19 protein-coding genes are annotated in these 20,603 nt (G+C 64.7%); 7 read left to right on the top strand and 12 right to left on the bottom strand.

Annotation, left to right across the window (positions count from 1 at the left end; translation table 11 throughout):
• Nucleotides 1-70: 70 nt before the first annotated feature.
• The 4 genes from B6V75_RS16925 to B6V75_RS16910 all read right to left on the bottom strand — a co-directional run bounded on the left by B6V75_RS16925 (nucleotide 71) and on the right by B6V75_RS16910 (nucleotide 5,013).
• Complete coding sequence (locus B6V75_RS16925; protein ID WP_088720453.1) at nucleotides 71-1,549, bottom strand: NAD-dependent succinate-semialdehyde dehydrogenase; 1,479 nt, start codon at nucleotides 1,547-1,549, stop codon at nucleotides 71-73.
• A 33-nt stretch (nucleotides 1,550-1,582) separates the two neighbouring features.
• Nucleotides 1,583-2,593 carry a P1 family peptidase gene (locus B6V75_RS16920; RefSeq protein ID WP_088720452.1) on the bottom strand — a complete coding sequence of 337 codons (1,011 nt, stop codon included), beginning with the start codon at nucleotides 2,591-2,593 and terminating at the stop codon, nucleotides 1,583-1,585.
• Nucleotides 2,594-2,656: 63 nt separating this feature from the next.
• Nucleotides 2,657-3,397, bottom strand: a complete 741-nt coding sequence (locus B6V75_RS16915) for an SDR family oxidoreductase (RefSeq protein ID WP_075775782.1) — start codon at nucleotides 3,395-3,397, stop codon at nucleotides 2,657-2,659.
• 170 nt (nucleotides 3,398-3,567) lie between these two features.
• Nucleotides 3,568-5,013, bottom strand: coding sequence for an aldehyde dehydrogenase family protein (locus tag B6V75_RS16910; RefSeq protein ID WP_088720451.1), 1,446 nt, complete (start codon nucleotides 5,011-5,013; stop codon nucleotides 3,568-3,570).
• A gap of 198 nt (nucleotides 5,014-5,211) precedes the next feature.
• On the opposite strand from B6V75_RS16910, the gene B6V75_RS16905 reads away from it, so the two are divergent.
• The 3 genes from B6V75_RS16905 (at nucleotide 5,212) to panC (ending at nucleotide 7,999) form a co-directional block, all read left to right on the top strand.
• Entirely contained in the window at nucleotides 5,212-6,144 is a 933-nt protein-coding gene (locus tag B6V75_RS16905; protein ID WP_341865719.1) for a L,D-transpeptidase, read from the top strand.
• A 194-nt stretch (nucleotides 6,145-6,338) separates the two neighbouring features.
• Complete coding sequence (panB, locus tag B6V75_RS16900) at nucleotides 6,339-7,163, top strand: 3-methyl-2-oxobutanoate hydroxymethyltransferase (RefSeq protein ID WP_240496991.1); 825 nt, start codon at nucleotides 6,339-6,341, stop codon at nucleotides 7,161-7,163.
• A complete protein-coding gene (gene panC / locus B6V75_RS16895; protein WP_088720450.1) occupies nucleotides 7,160-7,999 on the top strand; it encodes a pantoate--beta-alanine ligase in 840 nt (279 codons plus the stop codon). The genes panB and panC overlap by 4 nt, the downstream gene beginning before the upstream one ends.
• A 137-nt stretch (nucleotides 8,000-8,136) precedes the next feature.
• Here panC and B6V75_RS16890 read toward each other — a convergent pair whose 3' ends face one another.
• Nucleotides 8,137-9,417 carry an acetylornithine deacetylase/succinyl-diaminopimelate desuccinylase family protein gene (locus tag B6V75_RS16890; protein ID WP_088720449.1) on the bottom strand — a complete coding sequence of 427 codons (1,281 nt, stop codon included), beginning with the start codon at nucleotides 9,415-9,417 and terminating at the stop codon, nucleotides 8,137-8,139.
• A 116-nt stretch (nucleotides 9,418-9,533) separates the two neighbouring features.
• Between B6V75_RS16890 and B6V75_RS16885 the strand changes: the two genes are divergently transcribed.
• The 3 genes from B6V75_RS16885 to B6V75_RS16875 all read left to right on the top strand — a co-directional run bounded on the left by B6V75_RS16885 (nucleotide 9,534) and on the right by B6V75_RS16875 (nucleotide 10,813).
• On the top strand, nucleotides 9,534-9,842 hold the full coding sequence (locus B6V75_RS16885) for a hypothetical protein (RefSeq protein WP_088720448.1): 309 nt from the start codon (nucleotides 9,534-9,536) through the stop codon (nucleotides 9,840-9,842).
• A 61-nt stretch (nucleotides 9,843-9,903) separates the two neighbouring features.
• Nucleotides 9,904-10,182 carry a hypothetical protein gene (locus tag B6V75_RS16880; RefSeq protein WP_088720447.1) on the top strand — a complete coding sequence of 93 codons (279 nt, stop codon included), beginning with the start codon at nucleotides 9,904-9,906 and terminating at the stop codon, nucleotides 10,180-10,182.
• Nucleotides 10,183-10,189: 7 nt separating this feature from the next.
• Nucleotides 10,190-10,813, top strand: a complete 624-nt coding sequence (locus B6V75_RS16875) for a DUF1523 family protein (RefSeq protein WP_088720446.1) — start codon at nucleotides 10,190-10,192, stop codon at nucleotides 10,811-10,813.
• Between the two features lie 101 nt (nucleotides 10,814-10,914).
• Here B6V75_RS16875 and grxD read toward each other — a convergent pair whose 3' ends face one another.
• From grxD to B6V75_RS16845, 7 genes are all read right to left on the bottom strand, one after another.
• Nucleotides 10,915-11,274, bottom strand: coding sequence for a Grx4 family monothiol glutaredoxin (gene grxD / locus B6V75_RS16870; RefSeq protein WP_075775790.1), 360 nt, complete (start codon nucleotides 11,272-11,274; stop codon nucleotides 10,915-10,917).
• Between the two features lie 42 nt (nucleotides 11,275-11,316).
• A complete protein-coding gene (locus B6V75_RS16865) occupies nucleotides 11,317-11,559 on the bottom strand; it encodes a BolA family transcriptional regulator (protein WP_075775791.1) in 243 nt (80 codons plus the stop codon).
• A gap of 80 nt (nucleotides 11,560-11,639) precedes the next feature.
• Nucleotides 11,640-12,632, bottom strand: a complete 993-nt coding sequence (locus B6V75_RS16860) for an FUSC family protein (RefSeq protein ID WP_168174502.1) — start codon at nucleotides 12,630-12,632, stop codon at nucleotides 11,640-11,642.
• 101 nt (nucleotides 12,633-12,733) lie between these two features.
• Nucleotides 12,734-14,896, bottom strand: a complete 2,163-nt coding sequence (gene purL / locus B6V75_RS16855) for a phosphoribosylformylglycinamidine synthase subunit PurL (RefSeq protein WP_088720444.1) — start codon at nucleotides 14,894-14,896, stop codon at nucleotides 12,734-12,736.
• Between the two features lie 142 nt (nucleotides 14,897-15,038).
• Nucleotides 15,039-15,635, bottom strand: coding sequence for a hypothetical protein (locus B6V75_RS16850; RefSeq protein WP_075775794.1), 597 nt, complete (start codon nucleotides 15,633-15,635; stop codon nucleotides 15,039-15,041).
• A gap of 1 nt (nucleotide 15,636) precedes the next feature.
• Nucleotides 15,637-15,951: a hypothetical protein gene (locus tag B6V75_RS18510; protein WP_168174501.1), complete on the bottom strand. Its 315-nt coding sequence runs from the start codon at nucleotides 15,949-15,951 to the stop codon at nucleotides 15,637-15,639.
• A gap of 110 nt (nucleotides 15,952-16,061) precedes the next feature.
• Nucleotides 16,062-16,964 carry a LysR family transcriptional regulator gene (locus B6V75_RS16845; RefSeq protein WP_075775795.1) on the bottom strand — a complete coding sequence of 301 codons (903 nt, stop codon included), beginning with the start codon at nucleotides 16,962-16,964 and terminating at the stop codon, nucleotides 16,062-16,064.
• A 157-nt stretch (nucleotides 16,965-17,121) separates the two neighbouring features.
• Here B6V75_RS16845 and B6V75_RS16840 point away from each other — a divergent pair, with 157 nt between their 5' ends.
• Nucleotides 17,122-20,532, top strand: a complete 3,411-nt coding sequence (locus tag B6V75_RS16840) for an indolepyruvate ferredoxin oxidoreductase family protein (protein WP_088720443.1) — start codon at nucleotides 17,122-17,124, stop codon at nucleotides 20,530-20,532.
• The last annotated feature ends 71 nt before the right edge of the window (nucleotides 20,533-20,603 follow it).

The following is a 20,603-nucleotide window of genomic DNA, read 5'->3' as shown; positions in this document are numbered from 1 at the left end:
TGAGTATTAATGAAAGAGAGGGCGGACACGCGGCCCGCCCTCTGAACTGTCCTTCCGCCTCGGCTCGGTCTCAGACCGCGAGGCAGATATATTTCATCTCGAGATAGTCCTCGACGCCGTGATGCGACCCCTCGCGGCCCAGACCGGATTGCTTCACGCCGCCGAAGGGCGCGACTTCGGTCGAGATCAGGCCGGTGTTCACGCCGACGATCCCGTATTCCAGACCCTCCTGCACGCGGGTGATGCGGCCCACGTCGCGGGCGTAGAAATAGCTCGCGAGGCCGAAGATCGTGTCATTGGCCTTGGCGATCGCCTCCTGCTCGGTCTCGAACTTGAAGAGCGGGGCGACCGGGCCGAAGGTCTCCTCATGCGATACCTTGGCCTCCTGTGTGACTCCGGTCAGCACGGTCGGCTGGAAGAAGGTACCGCCCATCTCGTGCCGCGCGCCGCCGGTGACGATCGAGCCGCCGTGGTCGAGCACGTCCTGAATGTGCTCCTGCACCTTCTTGACCGCGTCCTCGTTGATCAGCGGACCGGCCTCTACGCCTTCCTTCAGACCATCGCCCACCTTGAGCTTCTCGACCGCCTTGGCCAGCTTCTCGGCGAAAGCGTCATAGACCCCGGACTGGACGTAGATGCGGTTGGCGCAGACGCAGGTCTGACCGTTGTTGCGGAATTTCGACGCCATCGCGCCTTCGACCGCCGCATCGAGATCTGCGTCGTCGAACACGATGAAGGGCGCGTTGCCGCCCAGCTCCATCGAGCACTTCATCACCTGATCCGCCGCTTGACGCAGCAGGATACGGCCCACCTCGGTCGAGCCGGTGAAGGTCAGCTTGCGCACGGTGTGGTTCTCGCAGAATTCCTTGCCGATATCGGAGGCTTTCGCGGAGGTGATGACCGAGAGGATGCCTTTGGGCAGGCCCGCCCGTTCACCCAGTACCGCCATCGCCAGCGCCGAGAGCGGCGTCTCCGAGGCCGGGCGGCAGACGAAGCCGCAGCCGACGGCAAGCGCCGGGCCCGCCTTGCGCGCGATCATCGCGTTGGGAAAGTTCCAAGGCGTGATCGAGGCGGCGACCCCGATCGGCTGCTTGATCACGGTGATCCGCTTGTCGCGCTGATGGCCCGGGATCGTTTCGCCGTAGACGCGCTTGGCCTCTTCGCCGAACCACTCGATGAAGCCTGCCCCATAGGCGATCTCGCCCTTCGCCTCGGCCAGCGGCTTGCCCATCTCGGCGGTCAGGATCGCGCCGAGATCGTCCTGGTTCTCCATCATCAGGTCGTACCATTTGCGCATGATCTGCGCGCGTTCCTTGCCGGTGCGCGCCGCCCAGTCCTTCATCGCCTCGTCTGCAGCGGCGATGGCGCGCGCGGTTTCGGCGCGGCCCAGATCGGGCACGGTGCAGATCACGTCGCCGCGCGCCGGGTTGGTCACCTCGAAGGTGGTGCCGTCATCGGCATCGACCCATTCGCCCGCGACGAGGGCCTTGGTCACCAGAAGCGAGGGATCCTTGAGGATGGATTTGAGGTCGGTCTTGTCGTCGAGCATGATGTCCTCCGAAGGGCTGGATGGGTCGTCCGGTCAATGCGCCGGGGTGTGGGATGTTCCGTAATGGCTGCGCCAGCAGGGCTGCAGATCGCCGGGGTGTTCTTTGGCCTCATAGATGGCGCGGGCGATGGCCCGGGCAAGCACGCAAGACGCCGCATGGCCAAGCTGGAACGGGTCGCGGACCGGGTCGTGCAGGGGCTTCTCGCCGGTCGCGGCGGCGAAGATCAGATCGCCGTCCATCGGCGTGTGCGAGGGCACGATGGCCCGCGCCATGCCGTCATGGGCCGCGGTGGCCATGCGCTGCGCCTGCGCTTGGCTGAGGGCTCCATCGGTCGCGACGATGGCGATGGTGGTGGCCTCGCCCTGGCGTTTCGTCGGTTCGGGCTCGGTGCCGGGATCGTGCCGGGGCGCTGGACCGAGCCCGCCGAATTCGCCCGCGATTTCCCAAGGCGCGGCCCAGAAATGCGGCCCCTCGCCGACGGTCGCCGAGCCGAGCGCATTCACTGCTACGAGTGCCCCCACCGTGAAGCCGCTCTCCAGCACGGCCGAAGCTGAGCCAAGTCCGCCCTTCACCGTGCCGGTCATCGCCCCGAAGCCCGCCCCGGCGCTGCCGATCTCGAACCGCTCAGAAGCCGCCTGGAGCGCCGCGCGCCCGAGCCCGGGATAGGGCGTGTCGACCCAACTCTTGCCGCCACCATTGAGCAGATCGAACAGGATCGCGCCGGGCACGATCGGAACGCGCTGATCGCCCACCGCGAAACCGCGGCCTTGCGCGCGCAGCCCCGCCATCACCCCATCGCAGGCACCAAGCCCGAAGGCCGAACCGCCCGAGAGCACAAGCGCATCGACCTCCTGCACCAGCTTGTCCGGCGCAAGAAGATCGGTCTCCCGCGTCCCGGGGGCGCCGCCCATCACCTGCACCGCCGCCGTGAAGGGGCGCTCGCCGACCAGAACGCTCACGCCCGAGCGCAGGCCCGCATCTTCGGCATTGCCCACGCGCAGCCCGGCGATATCGGTGATCAGATTGTTCGGCCCTGCCTTCATCTTCCTCTTGGTCCAAATATCCTGGGGGTTTGGGGGCAACGCCCCCAAGTCAAACCGCTGTTCTCAGATACAGCGCCCGCCATCTACTTCCAGCGCGACGCCGGTGATCATGCTCGCCTCGTCCGAGCACAGGAACAGCGCTGCATTCGCCATATCTTCGGGGGTCGAAAACCGCCCGAGCGGGATGGTGGAGAGAAACTTCGCACGAATCTCCGGTGTGTCCTCACCCATGAAGCTCTTCAGGAGCGGGGTCTCTCCGGCGACCGGGTTGATCGCGTTGACCCGCACGCCGGACGGCGCCAGCTCGACCGCCATCGCGCGGGTGGCTGTGATCATCCAGCCCTTCGAGGCGTTGTACCAACTCAGATTGGGCCGCGGACTGACGCCGGCGGTGGAGGCCACGTTCAGGATCGCGCCCGCGCCGCGCGCCTTCATCTCCGGCACGATATGGCGCGCCGTCAGGTAGACCGATTTCGCGTTCACCCTCAGGATTCGATCGAATTCCTCCTCGCTCACGTCCTCCATCGGCTTCGGCAGATGAGTGGTCCCGGCGTTGTTCACCAGAATGTCGATCTGACCGAAGGCCTCGCGTGCGGCCTCCGCCATGGCAGCAACGTCCGCATCGCGGCTGACATCCACGGTGCAGGCCACGCCGCCGGTTTCGTCCGCAATGGCCTGTGCGGCCTCCGCGTTGAGATCCGCGACCAGTACACGCGCGCCCTCGGCGGCGAAGCGGCGCGCGATCCCCGCCCCGAAGCCCGAGCCCGCGCCGGTGACGATCGCGCTTTTGCCTTCCAGTCTCATCTCTCCTCCTCCTCGGGGCCTACTGTTGTCGCAGGACACATCGGGTGCAAGGGGGCTCTGCCCCGGTTCCGGCCCTTCGCTTGCGCTTCGGGCGTTCGTCGGGGCGTCCTTCCACCGGAAGGCCGCTGATCCCGCCTCACCCCCGGGGTATTTCCGCCAAGCCGAAACCCTCAGCCATGCCAGGCGGCGACGGTTTTCAGGACGGAGAAGCCATAGAGCGCCTCGAACCCTTTCTCGCGCCCGTGCCCGGATTTGCCGATGCCGCCGAAGGGAAGCTCCACCCCGCCGCCCGCGCCGTAATTGTTCAGGAAGACCTGCCCCGCGCGGAGCCGCCGAGCGAGCCGCATCGTCCGTCCGCCATTCTCCGACCAGACCGAGGCGACGAGCCCGTATTCTGTGCCGTTCGCGATCGCGACGGCCTCTTCCTCGTCCTCGAAGGGGATGACGATCTGCGCCGGGCCGAAGATTTCCTCCTGCGCAAGCCGATGTGCGCCGTGGCCGCCACCGATCAGGGTCGGCGCGACGTAATGGCCGCTCGCCGGGGCGTCCTCGGCGATCCGGCCTCGGGCCGCGATAGTAAGGTCGGCGGCGAGCGCGAGGTAGCCCTCGACGATCTCCTTCTGCCGCGCCGAGATCAGCGGGCCGAGGTCGTGATCGCCAAGCGCGGGTCCCGCGACGAGGCTTCGATAGCGTGCGGCCATCATTTCCAGAACCTCGTCGTAGCGGCTGCGCTGTACGAGGATGCGCGACGAGGCCGAGCAGGTCTGGCCCGCGTTCTGGATGCCCGCATTCACGAGGAAGGGCAGCGCGCGGTCGAGATCGGCATCGGCGAAGACGAGCTGCGGGGATTTGCCACCGAGTTCCAGCGTGACGGGCACGACATTGGTGGCCGCCGCAGCTTGGATGCGCTGGCCCACCGCGACCGATCCGGTGAAGGAGATGTGGTCGATCCCCGGATGGGCCGAGAGCGCGGCGCCGGCTTCTTCGCCCAGACCGGGCACGATATTGAGCGCCCCGGCTGGCATTCCGGCTTCTTGCGCGATCCGTCCGAAGGCCAGCGCGGTGAGCGAGGCTTCCTCGGCGGGTTTCACGACCGCCGCGTTGCCCATCGCCAGCGCGGCCCCGACCGAGCGGCCGATGATCTGCATCGGGTAGTTCCACGGCACGATATGCGCAGTAACGCCGTGCGGCTCGCGCAGCGTGTAGGCGGTGTAGCCGTTGAGATAGGGGATCGTCTCGCCCATCACCTTGTCGGCGGCGCCGCCGTAGAATTCGAGATAGCGCGCGAGCGCCGCCACATCGGCCCGTGCCTGCGTCAGTGGTTTGCCGACATCGAGCGCCTCGATCACCGCGAGATCCTCGGCATGGGCCAGCACGAGCCCCGACATCTTCAGCAGGAGCCGCCCGCGTTCCGCCGCGCTCAACTGCCCCCATTCGCCCGCAAGCGCGGCCTGCGCGGCCTCGACCGCCGCGTCGATCTCCTCCGAGCCGCCGCGGGCGATCTGCGCGATTTCGCGCCCATCGGACGGGCATGCCACTTGCAGGCGCGCATTGGGCTTGTGCCAGACGCCTCCGATCAGTATCTCCTCGGGATCGAACCAAAGCGGCAAACTCATGCGCGGCACCTCCTCTTGTCACGCGATTTCGCAGCACGCTCCGCTTGCACGCGCGGAAAATCAAGGGGGCAGGAATCTGCCGGAGTCGCTCCGATCACATTCATGTGAGTGTGAGTGGAGGGAACTTTCCCCTATCTAGCCCCTTGAATGACGGAACCGGGCAGAAGGCCCACCGAAAAAGAGACAGGAATATTGCAAGTGACCGCGAGTTATTCGACGCTCAAACGCGCGATCCGACCGGCCATGCTCTTCGGGCTGGCTGGCATCTTGGCTGCCTGCGCGAGTGCGCCGGAACAGCGCTACGCGCAACCGACCCAGTCGACGAAGGCCGTGCCCTCGGAATATCAGGCGCGCGAAGATGACGGGAAAACCATCCCGGCGATCAACCCGAAGTATTTGGTTGAGCGCAACCGCCGTCAGATCGTGCCCTATCACGGGCCCGAGGCCGTCGGGACGATCGTCGTCGATCCTTATGCGCGCTTCCTCTACTACATCACCGAGCCGGGCAAGGCAGAGCGCTACGGCATCGCCGTGGGCCGCGATGGCAAGACTTTCTCGGGCAGCGCCACGATCGAGCGCAAGCAGGAATATCCGAGCTGGACGCCGACCCAGAACATGATCCAGGAAGATCCCGACCTCTACGGGCCGCTGAAAGACGGTCTGCCGGGCGGTCTGGACAACCCGCTGGGGGCGCGCGCGCTTTATCTTTACCAGGGCAACCGCGATACCTATTACCGGATTCACGGCACGATGGACCCGTCCTCGATCGGTCGTGCGACGTCGGCCGGCTGTATCCGCCTCTTCAACCAGGACATCATCGACCTGTTCTCGAAAGTGCCGAAGGGCACGCCGGTGAAGGTTCGCAGCCGCGCCGAAAGCCTCGAGATGGAAGGGCCCGTGGTGCAGCTGCATTCGGGCTACGTGGTCTCCGCCTATAATCAGGTGGCGATCAACGAAGACGAGGCCGCGTGGAAAGCGGGCCGGATTCCCGATCAGAAGAAAGTCGAAGAGGAACAGCACCAGGCTTCGGTCGCGATGGCCCAAGAGGTCGGCGGCTCGGGAGAGAATGCCAACTCCACTGTCGATTGCGGCTATTCTGGCACCGGCACCTGTGTCGATAGCAACAACTGATCGAACCGATCTTGGACAAGAAATCTGCGGCGCGTGGGGCAACCTCGCGCCGTTTTTCATGGGGGCTCGGTCTTTTCGCGAGCGGGGCAAAATCATGCGCGACGCGCCCGATGTCGCAGCGTTTGCGCGTTCACGTCTTTCCTTGCGGGCCGGGTGACGCTAGGACTCGCGCGCAAGCAGATCAGGAGGATGCCATGAGCGTCACCGGAACCACGCGGCAGAAGATGCCCGCAGATATTCTCGCGATGAAGGGCGGCGCGCCGATCGTTTGCCTGACCGCCTACACCACGCCGATTGCGAAGCTGGTCGACAGCCATTGCGATCTCGTGCTGGTCGGCGACTCGGTGGGCATGGTGCTCCACGGACTGCCTTCGACGCTGGGCGTCACCATGGAAATGATGATCCTCCACGGCAAGGCCGTGGCGCGCGGTCTGTCTAACGCGCTGATGGTGATCGACATGCCCTTCGGCTCCTACGAGGAAAGCCCGGCGCAGGCGTTCCGCAACGCGTCGCGGCTGATGGCCGAGACCGGCGCGGGGGCGGTGAAGCTCGAAGGCGGCGCGCATATGGCCGAGACCATCGCTTTCCTGACCGCGCGCGGTATCCCGGTGCAGGCCCATATCGGGCTGACCCCGCAATCGGTGAACACGCTGGGTGGCTACAAGGTGCAGGGCCGCGGCGACAGCCGGGCGCGTCTGGTCAAGGATGCGAAGGCGGTTGCCGACGCGGGGGCGTTCTCGGTGGTGCTGGAAAAAGTGCCGCAGGGGCTGGCCGACGAGATCACCGAGATGGTCGCTATCCCCACTGTCGGCATCGGCGCGGGCGCCGGCTGCGACGGGCAGGTGCTGGTGGTCGATGACATGCTGGGCCTCTTCACCGATTTCAAACCGAAATTCGTCAAGCGTTTCGGCCAGCTCGGTCAGGAAGCCGAAGCCGCCGTCGCCGATTACGCAGCCGAAGTACGTGATCGCAGCTTCCCGGCAGCCGAGCACAGCTTCGCCGATGAGGTGAAGAAATGACGCAGGTGATCCGCAAGGCCGCTGAACTGCGCGACAAGGTGGCGGCGTGGAAGCGCTCGGGGATGCTGGTCGGCGTGGTGCCGACGATGGGCGCGCTGCATGACGGCCACCTCAGTCTCGCCCGCGCCGCGCGCAAGCAATCGGACCGCGTGATCGTGACGGTCTTCGTGAACCCGATGCAGTTCAACAATGCCTCGGATCTCGACAAATACCCGCGCGACGAGGCACAGGATCTGGCGCTTCTGGAAACGGAAGGGGTCGACGTGCTCTTCGCGCCCGGTGTGGACGAGGTCTATCCCGACGGGTTCTCTACCACCGTGTCCGTGTCGGGTATCACCGAGCCGCTCGAGGGCGCCTTCCGGCCGGGCCATTTCGATGGCGTGGCGACGGTCTGCTCGAAGCTCTTCGGCATGACGCAGGCGGGGCGCGCATTCTTCGGCGAGAAGGATTGGCAGCAATTGCAGGTGGTCCAGCAGCTTACCCGCGATCTCAACATGCCGATCCGCATCATCGGCTGCCCGACCATCCGCGAAGAGGACGGTCTGGCAATGTCCTCGCGCAATGTGCGGCTGACGGCTCAGGAGCGAGCACTGGCGCCGCGTCTGCATAAGGTGATGCAGGAGGCGGCCGCGAAGATCCGCGACGGCGTGCCGGTCGAAGGCGCGCTCAACGATGCGAAAGCCGAGTTGAAGGAAGCGGGCTTTGGGGAACTCGATTACCTCGAGCTGCGCACGGTCGACGGGCTGAAGCCCGCGGCGGATCTGTCGCAACCGACGCGGATGCTGGCCGCGATCTGGCTCGGCGATGTGCGTCTGATCGACAATATCGCGGTCTGATATCTCGAGGGGGCGCCGCCCCCGCGACTGCGTCGCCCCCCGGGATACTTGGACAAGCCCGAAGGCCGGGTGATCCTGCTTCGCCTTGGTTGAAATATCCCGGGGTGAGGCGCGGCACGCGCCGAGGGGCAGCGCCCCTACGAACCCAGCAGTTCCGCCAGAACCAGCGCCATGACCTTCGCGCTGTCGGCCATATCCTCGATGCCGACCCATTCGTCGGGCTGATGGGCGAGTTCCAGAAGGCCCGGCCCGTAGGCGATGCAATTCTGCAGCCGGCCGATGCGGTCGATGTGTTTCTGGTCATAGGTGCCGGGCGAGACGACATACGCCGCCTCGCGGCCCAGCACGGCCTCGATCGCGGCGGCGGTGGAACGCACGATGGGCGCGCCCTTGTCGGTCATCGTGGGCTGCACTTCGAAGAGGTCGCGGATTTCGTATCGGAAGCTCGGGCGCTGCGCCCTCACGCGTTCCATCAGGTCTGTGATTTCGGCCTTTACCTCGGCAAGGTCTTCCTCGATCAGAAAGCGGCGGTCGATCACGATGCGGCAGTGATCGGCGACACAAGGCGTGGGAAGGCCGGCGTAATCGGCCTCCTCTTCCGGCGCGCCGCCATGGATCGAATTGACGTTCAGTGTCGAGGCGCGCGCGCCTTCGGGGATCACGGGCATCTCGGTATGCTTGCCCAGAAGGAGGGGATAGAGCGTCTCCTCCATCTCGCTCAGAACGGCGCTCATATGGCGGATCGCGCTGTCGCCGAGGAAGGGCATCGAGCCATGCGCGATTCGGCCGTGGGTTTCGATTTCGGCCCACCAGACGCCGCGATGGCCGAGGCAGATCTGGTCCTTGTGCAGCGGCTCGGGGATGATGACATGCTGCACGCGGGCGGAATCGAAGCGGCCTTGCTCGGCCAGATAGGCCACGCCGCCATAGCCGCCCGATTCCTCGTCGGCAGTGGCGGAAATCTCGATGCTGCCCCTGAAATCGGGGCAGGTGTCGAGGAAGGCCTCTGCAGCGATCACCGAGGCCGCCAGCCCGCCCTTCATGTCGCAGGCGCCGCGGCCGTAGATGCGGTCGCCGTCGATCTCGGCGCCGAACGGATCGCGGGTCCAGCCATGGCCGATCTCGACCACGTCGTGATGTGAATTGAAATGCACGCAGTCGCCGGGGCGCGCGCCCTCGAAGCGGGCGATGAGGTTCCAGCGCGGATAGGTCTCGCTGTCGCCGGGCGCGCCACGGGCGCGGATCATCTCGGTCGCAAACCCGCGTTCGGAGAGACGCTCGGCAAGATATTCGCAGATTTCGCGGTAATTGCGCCCCGGCGGGTTCAGCGTCGGGATACGGATCAAGGCCTGCGTCAGCGCGATCAACGCGTCGCGGCGGGCTTCGATTGCGGTCTTGAGGCGAGTGGCAAGGTCCATACCCAAGGCTAGCGCCGCTCGGCGCGGCGGGCCAAGCGAAAACAGCTGGACTGAAAACACGTGGCTTTCGCGGACGGCGCGCGCTATTGCGGGACAAAATCCTACGGAGGGACCGGATGAACCTGTTCTTGGCCTTCGCGCTTGTGCTCTGCATCGCGGTCGGAGGGTGGCTGTCGAAATACGACTGGGCGAAGCTTCTGGCGTTGGTGCCTGTGGCGATGATCGTGCCTGCCTTCTACATGACCGGCACCGCCTGCGGCGCGGGCTTCGTGCTGCATTTCTTCTCTGACACGGCGAGCTGCTCGAACGGCTACGTACCGCGGCAGATGTTCGCCGCGACCTACGTGATGGCGCTGATCCCGGTCGCGGCCTCCGCGATCGTGATCAAGCTGATCCGGCTCGGCATGGCGCGCCGCAAAGGCTGATCTGGTCAAGCCCGCCGCCGCGGCCTAGGCTTGCGACAGCGAGGGGCAAGGAGGGCGCGCGATGCTGGCCTTCATCCGACTGGCGATATTCGGCCTGATCCTACTGACGGTCCTGTTCTGGCTGGTGCGTCTCTATGCCCGGTCGGTCCGGCGCGAGGCGCTGGAAGAGGATTGGAACGAGGCCGCAGCCGAGGGTCGGGCCGAGACCACACGCGAGGCTTACGTCGAAGCCGGGATGCGAGACTACGAGAAAAGTCTGCTGCGCAAGCTGATCTGGCTGGTCTATGTCCTGCCGATCGTCGTGGTCGGGCTGATTGTCTATCTGATGAATTACAGGTGAGGGTGCGATGCGTTACGTGAAATGGGGCTTCTGGCTGGTCGTGATCGGCTTCGCCGCCGTGTTCCTGCATTACAACCTGCCACGCCATGACATCGTGCGGATCGTCGGCACCGAGGTGCGCCGGATCGACTTCGGCGAGAACTCGATCTTCTGGGCCGCGCCCGATGTAGGCACTGCGAACGCCACGAGCCGCGATGTGCGCTTCATCAACACGGTGCGCCCGAACGGCAAGACACTGGTCTTTCGCAACGAGGATACCGGCTGGGGGTGGCCGCCCTATTTCAAGCTCGACAGTTCGGATTTGCAGGCACAGGCCGAGTCGCTGATCTCGACCTCGGCCGATCCGATCTGGGTGTCGGTCACGCGCTATGGCTGGCGCTCGCGCTGGCTGACGATCTTTCCGAATGCGGTCGGGCTGAAGGTCGTGCCCGCTCCCGATACGCGCATTATCCCTTGGGCGAATATCATCATACTGACGCTGCTCGTCATCATCGTCCTGACGATCCGCGCGATGTGGCGGCAGTTCCGTCAGCGCTCGATCGATCCGCTTTTCGAGGAGGCGGGCGAAGCCTGGGACGATGCCGAGGAAGGTGCGAAGGGTTGGTTCGACCGCTTCATCGGACGCAAGTGAGACGGAGTTTCAGGGCCGCCGGGCGGCACCCAACTCAGACCGATGCTGAAACGCGAAAGCCCCGCCACTGGCGGGGCTTTCGATAGGTCTTTGATCCGCGCTCAGGCGTTGGCGGCGCGGATCTGCTCGGCAGCTTCCTTGTTGAAGCTCACGCCCTTGGTCTCGAAGAGCTGATCCAGTTCACCCGAGAGGGTCATCTCGGTGATGATGTCGCAGCCGCCGACAAACTCGCCTTTGACGTAGAGCTGCGGGATGGTCGGCCAGTCCGAATAGTCCTTGATGCCCTGACGGATGTCCTGATCCGCCAGCACGTTGACGTCCTTGTAGGTCACGCCCATGAAGTTGAGCACGCCCGCGACGCGGCTCGAAAACCCGCATTGCGGCATGTCCTTGGTGCCCTTCATGAAGAGAACGACGTCATTCTCGGAGATTTGCTGGGCGATCTGGTCTTGCGCGTTCATCGCTTAATCCTTTCTCCGTCCCGGCTCGGGACGCGTGTGAAATCACTCGGGCGCCTTGGTGGTCAGTGCGAGCGCGTGCAGCACCCCGTTCGGCCCGTCCATCGCCCCTTTGAGCGCGGCATAGACCGCGCGCTGTTGCTGGACTCGGTTCTTGCCGCGGAAGCTCTCGTCAATGACCTCCGCTGCCCAATGATTTCCGTCCCCGGCGAGATCGGTGATCGTGATCTTGGCATCGGGGAATTCGGCCCGGATCAGGGCTTCGATGTCATGGGCTTCCATTGCCATAAATAGGGCTCCTCGTCCTTTGCCGCAAACTTAAGTGGCGCGGCGGCTGGCTGCAAGGGGATGCGCGGGGCGGTGCGAGCTTATGCGGTGGCCGCTGGTGGGTGCAGCCGCGACAGGTAGAACATGAGCGTCGCGATGACGACGCTGCCGGTGAACATCGCGGCGGCTCCGGCGGCGGTCACTTGCAGGGAATGACCCGGCGCGCCGACTTCTCCGGCCAGTAGGAAACACATGTTGATGTCGATCCCCATCAGCGTGGTCCGGGGATAGGCGCGCAGTAGCGCACCGCCCGCGATGAAGGCGAAGGCGAGTATCAGGAACTCGGTCTGATCGCCGCCCGACAGGTGGGTCAGCCCGCGATAGGCGATGGCGGCGAGGACGCCAAGCGCGACGCCGGGCACCAGGAAGCGCACGGCGGGGCGCGGATTCGGCATGGAGCCCAGCACCGAGGAGAAGACGATCACCGACAATGCAGCTGCCGTCGCGGCGGGGTGGGTGAAATGGGCGTCGATCAGCGTGGCCGCGCCCGTGAGCGCCGCCACCGCCGCCATGCGCAGCCAAAGCTGCTGGATAAAATGCGGGTTCGGGCGCGGCGGCATCGGCGCGCGACGGGCGGGCGTGAAGAGCCAGTTCACCGCCGTCACCGAGATGACGCCCAGAAGCGTGCAGGCGACCCGGTCGAGTGCGAGCGGGATTGCCTCCGCCCCCATGCCGAGCGCGGGCATCACCACAACGCCGACCGTGATCGCCATCAGCGTGAAACCATAGGCCCAATGCGTCCCGATCCGGTAGGCGATCCCCACGCCCACGGCCGCCGTCAGCGCCACGGTCAGCGCGATTCCCGGCACTGGCAGCCAGCGAAGCGCGGCGATCCCGATTGCTGCCCCCACCAAGGTGCCCACAACCCGCAGCACCGCGCGCAGCGCCATGTCTTCGCGATGGGGCTGGATTACCACCCAGACCGGCATCGCCGCCCAGTAGACATTGGTCAGCCCGAGCAACCGCGCAACGGTCAGGGCGAGCGTCGCGGCGAGGAACAGCCGGGCGGCATAGGCAAGGGTGGAGCTGGTCAAAGCGGGAACCTGAAATCGGTGTGTCGCGGCGATACTAGTTTGTGCGCAGGCGGCAAGAAACCGCCCGGCGTGCATGTCCGCTCTGCGTCAGATCACAGAACTCAGGCGTCGATCGCCGCTTTGAACGCGCTGCGATAGAGGGTCGACAGCTCCTCCAGCGGGGCGCTCTCCGAGCCGAAGCTAACCGTGTCCCCGCCGAAACGACCCACGGTGTAAAGCGGCACCTCGGCGCGGCGGGCGGCGACCATCAGTGCCTCGGCCTGATCGAAGGAGCAGGCCACGAGGTAACGCCCCTGATCCTCGCCGAAGAGCGTCGCGATGTCGCCAGCCTCAAGCGTGACACCCAGACCGGCTTCCTCTGCCATCTCGAAAGCCGCGAGCGCGAGGCCTCCGTCCGAGAGATCGCTTGCGCCTTTGACCAGCGCGCGGTTCTCGCGGAGGAACTCGCCATTGCGTTTCTCGACGTCGAGGTCGACTGCCGGCGCGTCACCCGACTCGATCCCGAAGGCTTCGAAGGCGAGCGCGGATTGATCGAGATGGCCCTTGGTTTCGCCGATCACCATCGCCACGTCGCCCGCCGTCGGTAGGCCCGCGATCAACTCGTCGAGCGAGCTCAGCAGACCGACCGCGCCGATGGTCGGGGTTGGCAGGATGCCGGTGCCGTCGGTCTCGTTGTAAAGCGAGACGTTGCCCGACACGATCGGCATGTCGAGTGCGCGCACGGCGGCGTCGATGCCTTTGATCGCACCCACGAACTGGCCCATGATCTCGGGCTTTTCCGGGTTGCCGAAGTTCAGGTTGTCGGTCGAGGCGAGGGGTTTCGCGCCCACGGCCGTCAGGTTGCGGTAGGCTTCGGCCACCGCCTGCTTGCCGCCCTCGAACGGGTTCGCCTTTACGTAGCGTGGGGTCACGTCGGCGGTGAAGGCCAGCGCCTTGTCGGTGCCGTGCACGCGCACGACGCCTGCGCCGAGACCCGGGCGGCGCACCGTGTCGCCCATCACCTGCGTGTCGTATTGCTCATAGACCCAGGACTTGTGCGCGTAGTTCGGCGAGCCGATCAGTTTCTTGAGCGCATCGATAGCACCGATCTCGGGCAGCGCCTCGCCCGCGGTCGCGACGGGCGTCTCGACCCAGGGACGATCGTATTCGGGGGCTTCCGAGGACAGTTTCGACAGCGGCACGTCGGCTTTCACCTCGTTGCCATGCACGATCAGGAACCGGTCTTCCGCGATGGTCTCGCCGACGATGGCGAAATCGAGATCCCACTTCTCGAAGATCTCGCGGGCGATGTCTTCCTTCTCGGGGTTGAGGACCATGAGCATCCGCTCCTGGCTCTCCGACAGCATCATCTCGTAGGCGGTCATCGCGGCTTCGCGCTGCGGCACCGCGTCGAGGTTGAGCTGTACACCGAGGCCGCCCTTGTCGCCCATCTCGACCGCGGAACAGGTCAGGCCCGCGGCCCCCATGTCCTGAATCGAGATCACCGCGCCGGTCTGCATCAGCTCGAGGCAGGCCTCCAGCAGGCATTTCTCGGTGAAGGGGTCGCCGACCTGAACGGTGGGGCGCTTTTCCTCGATCGTGTCGTCGAACTCGGCCGAGGCCATCGTCGCGCCGCCGACGCCGTCGCGACCCGTCTTCGCACCGAGGTAGACGACCGGCATGCCGATGCCGGACGCGGCGGAGTAGAAGATCTTGTCAGCATCGGCCAAGCCCGCCGCGAAGGCGTTCACGAGGCAGTTGCCGTTATAGGAGGGATGGAAACGCACTTCGCCGCCCACATTCGGAACGCCGAAGCAGTTACCGTAGCTGCCCACGCCCTCGACCACGCCTTTGACGACATGGGAGGTTTTCGGGTGGTCGGGCATACCGAAGCTCAGGCTGTCCATTGCGGCCACCGGACGCGCGCCCATGGTGAACACATCGCGCAGGATGCCGCCGACGCCAGTCGCGGCGCCCTGGTGCGGTTCGATGTAGGAGGGGTGGTTGTGGCTCTCCATTTTGAAGACCACGGCCTGCCCGTCGCCAATATCGACGACACCCGCATTCTCGCCCGGACCACAGATGACCTGATCGCCCTTGGTGTGCAGCGTGCGCAGCCATTTCTTCGACGACTTGTAGGAGCAATGCTCGTTCCACATCGCCGAGAAGATCCCGAGTTCGGTGAAAGTCGGCTCGCGTCCGATGATCTCGAGGATCCGGTCGTACTCGTCGGGTTTCAGGCCATGGGCTGCGATGAGATCAGGCGTGATCTGCGGCTCGTTCATGAGGATCCTCCGGCATCGGCTTCGCCGCCCCTATTAGGCCAATATGTGCAGGGGGAAAAGAGAGGCCGGACGTTGCGGAAAGAAAAAACGCGAGGCCCGAAGGCCCCGCGTCGTGAAAGCGTCTTGTCGTGGTACGTCCGGCTTACGAGCGCATGTCCACTTGCGTCTCGAGGTTGGTCAGCAGTTCCGAGACGGTCCAGCCGAGCTTGACCTCGCCGTTCGCAGCGGCGTCCTTCGGCACGTTGACCTTGAAGAGCGACACGGTGGTGTCGAGCTTCGGCGAGGTGCGGACATAGATGGTGTCGTAGCCGTCATGCGACTCGACCTTCTCGATCATGCCGATCACGTTGCCATCGGCGCTCATCGCCTTGTCTTCCGCGTTGGCCGCGGTCTTCAGGCCGGTGATGCCGGCTTGATCGGTCAGCTGGCGCTGCGCGGGAATCATGTCCGACCCCATCGAGGTGTTCGCGAACTCGGCGGTGCCGGTCTTCACGTCGGTGATGCCATATTGATCGGTCGATGCGTAGGTGTTCGACGAGGTGACGGCGGGCGGGGTGCCCATCGACGAAGTCTCTCCCGGAACGGTGCCGGTGCGATAATCGGCGATACCGTAATACTGGCCGTCGTTGTTGTTGGTCGACGGGATCTTCGTCAGGTCGAGGGCCGAAGCCGAGCCTGCGATGGTCATCGCACCCAGAAGAGCGGTCGAAGCGGCAAAGATGTTTTTCGTCGTGGTCATATCAGTATCCTTTCAACTGGTTACCAAATCCTGCGCCGTTATCGGCGTCGGGGAGGAAACGGGGTGGAATCGTCGAAAGTTCACTGAAATAATTGTGAGTGACATCGCGGATTTTTAAATGAACCGAAGGGGATAGCTGTGCGTAACGCAGGGCTTGCGCGGTCGCGTCAGCGTGAAATTTCGTGAGACCGAGGCTGGTGTCGGGGGCTCTCGCGCCGTGCGTGAAAACCGCATCTAGGCGTCGGGCAAAAAAAAGGCCGAGCAAAGCTCGGCCAAAGTCCAACAGGGAGGTAGAAGGTGCTGCGCCTTTCGGCACGGCCAACCCTTCTGAGCCTCATTTATGGGCAGTTTGTTAACGCATCAAGGGAAAACATGCTGCGAATGCATCATGGCCGGTATGCGTTGCGGTAAAGTCGCGCTGCAACCCTAGGCTGAATCGCCTGCCTGGAAGCGCCGATAGTTGGTGATCTCTTCCTGAATGAAGTCGCGGAACGCGGTCACGCGGCGCGAGGAGCGCAGCTCTTCCGGGTAGGCGAGGAAGATCGGAATCTCGACCGATTCCAGATCAGGCAGCACGCGCTGCAGATCGTTGAAATCGGCGGTCAGGTAGTCGGGGAGGATGCCGATGCCGATATGGTTCAGCACGGCCTGCAATACGCCGAAGTAGTTGTTCACCGTCAGCGTCGAGCTTTGATCGAAGGCCAGCACCTGCCGCGCAAGCTGGGCACCGGCCTGTACCTGCGGTGTACGCGGGGTCTGGCAGATCAGGCGATGCTTGCGAAGATCTTCGATCTTCTCGGGGGCACCCCATTTCGCGAGATACTCGGAGGTCGCGTAAAGCCGCATACGGATGTTCAGCAGACGCTTGCGGATCAGGTCGGCCTGCGCGGGCTCTTTCATGCGAACGGCGACGTCGGCCTCGCGCATCGGCAGGTCGAGCACCCGCTCCTCCAGCATGAGGTCGATCTTCAGATCGGGATATTTCTCGTAAAGCTTCGTCAGGCGCGGCGCGAGCCAGAGCGTTCCGAAGCCCGTCGTGGTCGTCACGCGCAGCTCGCCGAAGACTTCTTCTTCGCTGTCACGGATGCGTGCGGAGGCGCTGTCGAGCTTTTTCGCCATCGAGGAGGTGGCCTCGAACAGCAGCTCCCCCTGCTCGGTGAGAATCAGTCCGCGGGCGTGACGGTGAAACAGAGTCGTTCCAAGCGCCTCTTCGAGCGCCCGGATCTGCCTGCTCACGGCAGATTGAGACAGGTGCAGCGCATCGCCGGCATGAGTCAAAGACCCCGCATCGGCCACTGCGTGGAAGATTCTGAGCTTGTCCCAATCCATCAAGGTCACTTTCGCTGTATCATCTGCTGTTCCGCGCAAGTTTCTTTACATTAATCTCGAGGATTTACGAAACCGCTAAGTAACAATTTTCCGCTTTCTAGGTCAGATATTATGACCTACCATGTCTTCATGCCCAGTTAGCAAGGGGAGGTGCTTAATGGGAAGGCAAGAAATATCCCTAGCGGATCGGTTCGACCTAACGAAATCTCCGGTTTTGCTGAACGGGACGCAGGCTTTGGTGCGTCTGGTTCTGGCTCAGGCCGCACGCGACAAGGCGGCGGGGCTGCATACGGCCGGCTATGTGACAGGCTATCGCGGCTCGCCGCTGGGCGCTGTCGATTTGCAGATGGCGCGCGCCAAGACCGTGCTCGAAGAGAGCGACGTTCGCTTCCAGCCGGGCCTGAACGAAGACCTCGCGGCCACCGCGCTGTGGGGCTCGCAGCAGGCGGAATTGCGTGGCGAAGGCAAGTATGACGGCGTTTTCGGCCTCTGGTACGGCAAAGGTCCGGGCGTAGATCGCTCGGGCGACGTGATGCGTCACGCCAATATGGCGGGCACGTCGAAACACGGCGGCGTCCTCATGGCGATGGGCGACGACCATACCGGTGAGTCCTCGACCGTGCTGCACCAGTCCGACTGGGCGATGGTCGATGCCTACATGCCGGTGCTGTCGCCCGCGGGCGTGCAGGAGATCCTCGATTTCGGGCTCTATGGCTATGCATTGAGCCGTTTTGCCGGGGTCTGGGTCGGTCTGAAAACGATGAAGGATACGGTCGAGGCGACTGCAGTCGTCGATGGCGATCCCTTCCGTCAACACTTCGTGATCCCCGAGTTCAAGATGCCCGAAGGCGGGCTGAACATTCGCTTGGGCGACACTCCGGTGGCTCAGGAAGCGCGGATGATCGACTTCAAGCGCTACGCGGCAGAGGCTTTCGCGCGCGCGAACCGCATCGACAACCGCGTCTGGGGCAAGCCCGGCGCGAAGATCGGTCTGGTCGCTGCGGGCAAGAATTGGCTCGACCTGACCCATGCGCTCTCGCTGCTGGGGATCGACGAGGCAGAGGCCGAACGGCTCGGCATTACCACCTACAAGATCGGCCAGACCTTCCCGCTCGACATGGAGAGCTTCCACGAATGGGCCGAGGGGCTGGAGCTGATCATCGTCGTCGAGGAAAAACGCAAGCTGATCGAGGTGCAGGTCAAGGAAGCGATCTTCGACGACCGTCGTGGCCGTCGCGTCTATGGCTGGCACAAGGGCGACACATGGAAGAACGGCCGCCAGGTGGAGCTGTTCCCGACGCGCTACGCGCTCGACCCGGTGATGATCGCGCGCAAGCTGGGCGATATCTTCATCGAGGAAGGCCGCGGGACCGATGCAATCAAGGCGGGTATCGCCAAGATCGAAGCCGCCCAACGCGCCGACAACGCCCCTGAGATCGCGACCCGTACGCCTTGGTATTGCTCGGGCTGCCCGCATAACAGTTCGACCAAGGTGCCCGAGGGCGAGCGCGCCTATGCCGGGATCGGCTGTCACTACATGGTGCAGTGGATGGGCAGGAACACGGAAGGTTTCACCCATATGGGCGGCGAGGGCGTGAACTGGGTCGGCGAGGCCCCGTTCTCGACGCGTGAGCATATGTTCCAGAACCTTGGCGACGGCACCTACAACCACTCGGGCGCGCAGGCGATCCGGGCGGCTTTGGCAGCCGGCACCAACATCACCTACAAGATCCTGTTCAACGATGCGGTCGCGATGACCGGGGGGCAGGAGAACGAGGGCGACCTGACCTCGCAGCAGATCGCGGCGGAAATCGTGGCGATGGGCGTGAAGCCGGTCGTGGTGGTCTATGACGAGAAGGAAGAGCTGGACCTGTCCACCTTCCCCGCTGGCGTCGAGAAGGTCGAACGGGCCGAGCTGATGAACGTGCAGAAGCGGCTGGCGAAGACGAAAGGCGTCTCGGCGCTGATCTATGTCCAGACCTGCGCTGCCGAGAAGCGTCGCCGCCGCAAGCGCGGCAAGTTCCCGGATCCGGACAAGCGCGTCTTCATCAACACCGACGTCTGCGAAGGCTGCGGCGATTGCGGGGTGCAGTCGAACTGCGTCTCCATCGTGCCGGAAGAGACCGAACTGGGCACCAAACGCGCGATCGACCAGTCGTCCTGCAACAAGGACTTCCGCTGCCTCGACGGGTTCTGCCCGAGCTTCGTGACGCTGCACGGCGCGAAGGTGAAGAAGGCGGAAGCGCAGGCGCTCGACCTGCCGGACCTGCCGGAGCCCACGCTGCCCGCGATCGACGGCACCCATAACGTGGTGATCACCGGCGTCGGCGGCACGGGCGTCGTGACCATCGGCGCGGTGCTGGCGATGGCCGCCCATATCGACGGCAAGGGCGCAGGCATGATGGAGATGGCCGGTCTCGCCCAGAAGGGCGGGGCGGTGCATATCCACCTGCGCATCGCGAACAAGCCCGAGGATATCTCGGCGATCCGCGTCGCAGTGGGCGAAGCCGATTGCGTGATCGGGGGCGATCTGGTGGTCTCCGCCGGTGCCAAGACTCTGGGGCTCATGACGACGGGCCGCACCGGCGCCGTGATCAACAGCCACGAGATCGTCACCGGCGAGTTCACCCGCAACCGCGACTTCCGCCTGCCGGGCGAACAGCTTCGGCTGAGCCTCGAGGCGCGGCTGAAGGACCGGGTGGCCTTTGCCGACACGTCGGAACTCGCCCGGCATATGCTGGGCGACTCGATCTATTCGAACATGGTCGTGCTGGGGGCTGCGTGGCAGCAAGGCTACGTGCCGCTGACCCTCGAGGCGATCTTCCGGGCGATCGAGTTGAACGGCGCAAAGCCCGAGGAGAACAAGCGCGCCTTCAATCTGGGGCGCTGGGCGATGGCCTATCCGGAGGAGGCTGCGAAGGCGATGGCGGCGGAGGTCGTGCAGGCCCCGGTCGATCCGGTCGAGTTCCGGGCCAACCATCTCGTCGACTACCAGAACAAGCGGCTCGCCAAGCGTTTCCGCAAGCTGGTGGACGAGGCGCCGTCGGAGCTGCGTGAAGCCGTCGCGAAGGCCTATCACAAGCTCCTGGCCTACAAGGACGAATACGAGGTCGCGCGTCTGCATCTGTCGACGGCAGAAAAGGCGCGGGCCGAGTTCGAGGGCGATTTCGAGATGCATTTCCATCTCGCCCCGCCGATCCTGTCCAAGGAAGGCCCGGACGGACGTCCGAAGAAGCGTGAATTCGGCCCCGGCATGGAGCGTGGCTTCCGTCTTCTGGCGAAGCTGAAAGGGCTGCGCGGTACGCCGTTCGATCCTTTCGGCTATGCCGAGGAGCGCAAGATGGAGCGGGCGCTGATCAAGCAATACGAGGCCGACATGGCCGAAGTGCTACCCAAGGTCACGCCAGACACGATGGAGATCGCGCGCGAACTGGCCGAATTGCCGCTGACGATCCGCGGCTTCGGCCCGGTCAAGGCGCAGGCCGAGCAAATGGCGGCGAAGCGGCGCGAGGAACTGCTCGCCGCTTTCCGCGCAGGTGGCGCTCCGCAGAAAATGGCCGCCGAGTGAGGGCTGTCATCTGAGTGTCGTACCTTCGTGACATGGCGCTGGCAGAGTGAAGCCAGCCCATGTTGCGGAGG

Origin of the sequence: Thioclava sp. F1Mire-8 (assembly GCF_002213165.1) — a bacterium.
Lineage (GTDB): Bacteria > Pseudomonadota > Alphaproteobacteria > Rhodobacterales > Rhodobacteraceae > Thioclava > Thioclava nitratireducens.
Note: the sequence above shows the minus strand (reverse complement) of the source record. Positions and strands in the feature narration are given on the sequence as shown.

What these genes read in the sequence shown, in the direction of transcription:
- panC (WP_088720450.1), top strand. Translation starts at nt 7,160, where the DNA reads ATGACGCAGGTGATCCGCAAGGCCGCTGAACTGCGCGACAAGGTGGCG.
- B6V75_RS16875 (WP_088720446.1), top strand. Translation starts at nt 10,190, where the DNA reads ATGCGTTACGTGAAATGGGGCTTCTGGCTGGTCGTGATCGGCTTCGCC.
- B6V75_RS16920 (WP_088720452.1), bottom strand. Translation starts at nt 2,593, where the DNA reads ATGAAGGCAGGGCCGAACAATCTGATCACCGATATCGCCGGGCTGCGC.
- B6V75_RS16910 (WP_088720451.1), bottom strand. Translation starts at nt 5,013, where the DNA reads ATGAGTTTGCCGCTTTGGTTCGATCCCGAGGAGATACTGATCGGAGGC.
- B6V75_RS16925 (WP_088720453.1), bottom strand. Translation starts at nt 1,549, where the DNA reads ATGCTCGACGACAAGACCGACCTCAAATCCATCCTCAAGGATCCCTCG.
- B6V75_RS16890 (WP_088720449.1), bottom strand. Translation starts at nt 9,417, where the DNA reads ATGGACCTTGCCACTCGCCTCAAGACCGCAATCGAAGCCCGCCGCGAC.
- panB (WP_240496991.1), top strand. Translation starts at nt 6,339, where the DNA reads ATGAGCGTCACCGGAACCACGCGGCAGAAGATGCCCGCAGATATTCTC.
- B6V75_RS16915 (WP_075775782.1), bottom strand. Translation starts at nt 3,397, where the DNA reads ATGAGACTGGAAGGCAAAAGCGCGATCGTCACCGGCGCGGGCTCGGGC.
- B6V75_RS16885 (WP_088720448.1), top strand. Translation starts at nt 9,534, where the DNA reads ATGAACCTGTTCTTGGCCTTCGCGCTTGTGCTCTGCATCGCGGTCGGA.
- purL (WP_088720444.1), bottom strand. Translation starts at nt 14,896, where the DNA reads ATGAACGAGCCGCAGATCACGCCTGATCTCATCGCAGCCCATGGCCTG.
- B6V75_RS16865 (WP_075775791.1), bottom strand. Translation starts at nt 11,559, where the DNA reads ATGGCAATGGAAGCCCATGACATCGAAGCCCTGATCCGGGCCGAATTC.
- B6V75_RS16845 (WP_075775795.1), bottom strand. Translation starts at nt 16,964, where the DNA reads ATGGATTGGGACAAGCTCAGAATCTTCCACGCAGTGGCCGATGCGGGG.
- B6V75_RS16880 (WP_088720447.1), top strand. Translation starts at nt 9,904, where the DNA reads ATGCTGGCCTTCATCCGACTGGCGATATTCGGCCTGATCCTACTGACG.
- B6V75_RS16850 (WP_075775794.1), bottom strand. Translation starts at nt 15,635, where the DNA reads ATGACCACGACGAAAAACATCTTTGCCGCTTCGACCGCTCTTCTGGGT.
- B6V75_RS16840 (WP_088720443.1), top strand. Translation starts at nt 17,122, where the DNA reads ATGGGAAGGCAAGAAATATCCCTAGCGGATCGGTTCGACCTAACGAAA.
- grxD (WP_075775790.1), bottom strand. Translation starts at nt 11,274, where the DNA reads ATGAACGCGCAAGACCAGATCGCCCAGCAAATCTCCGAGAATGACGTC.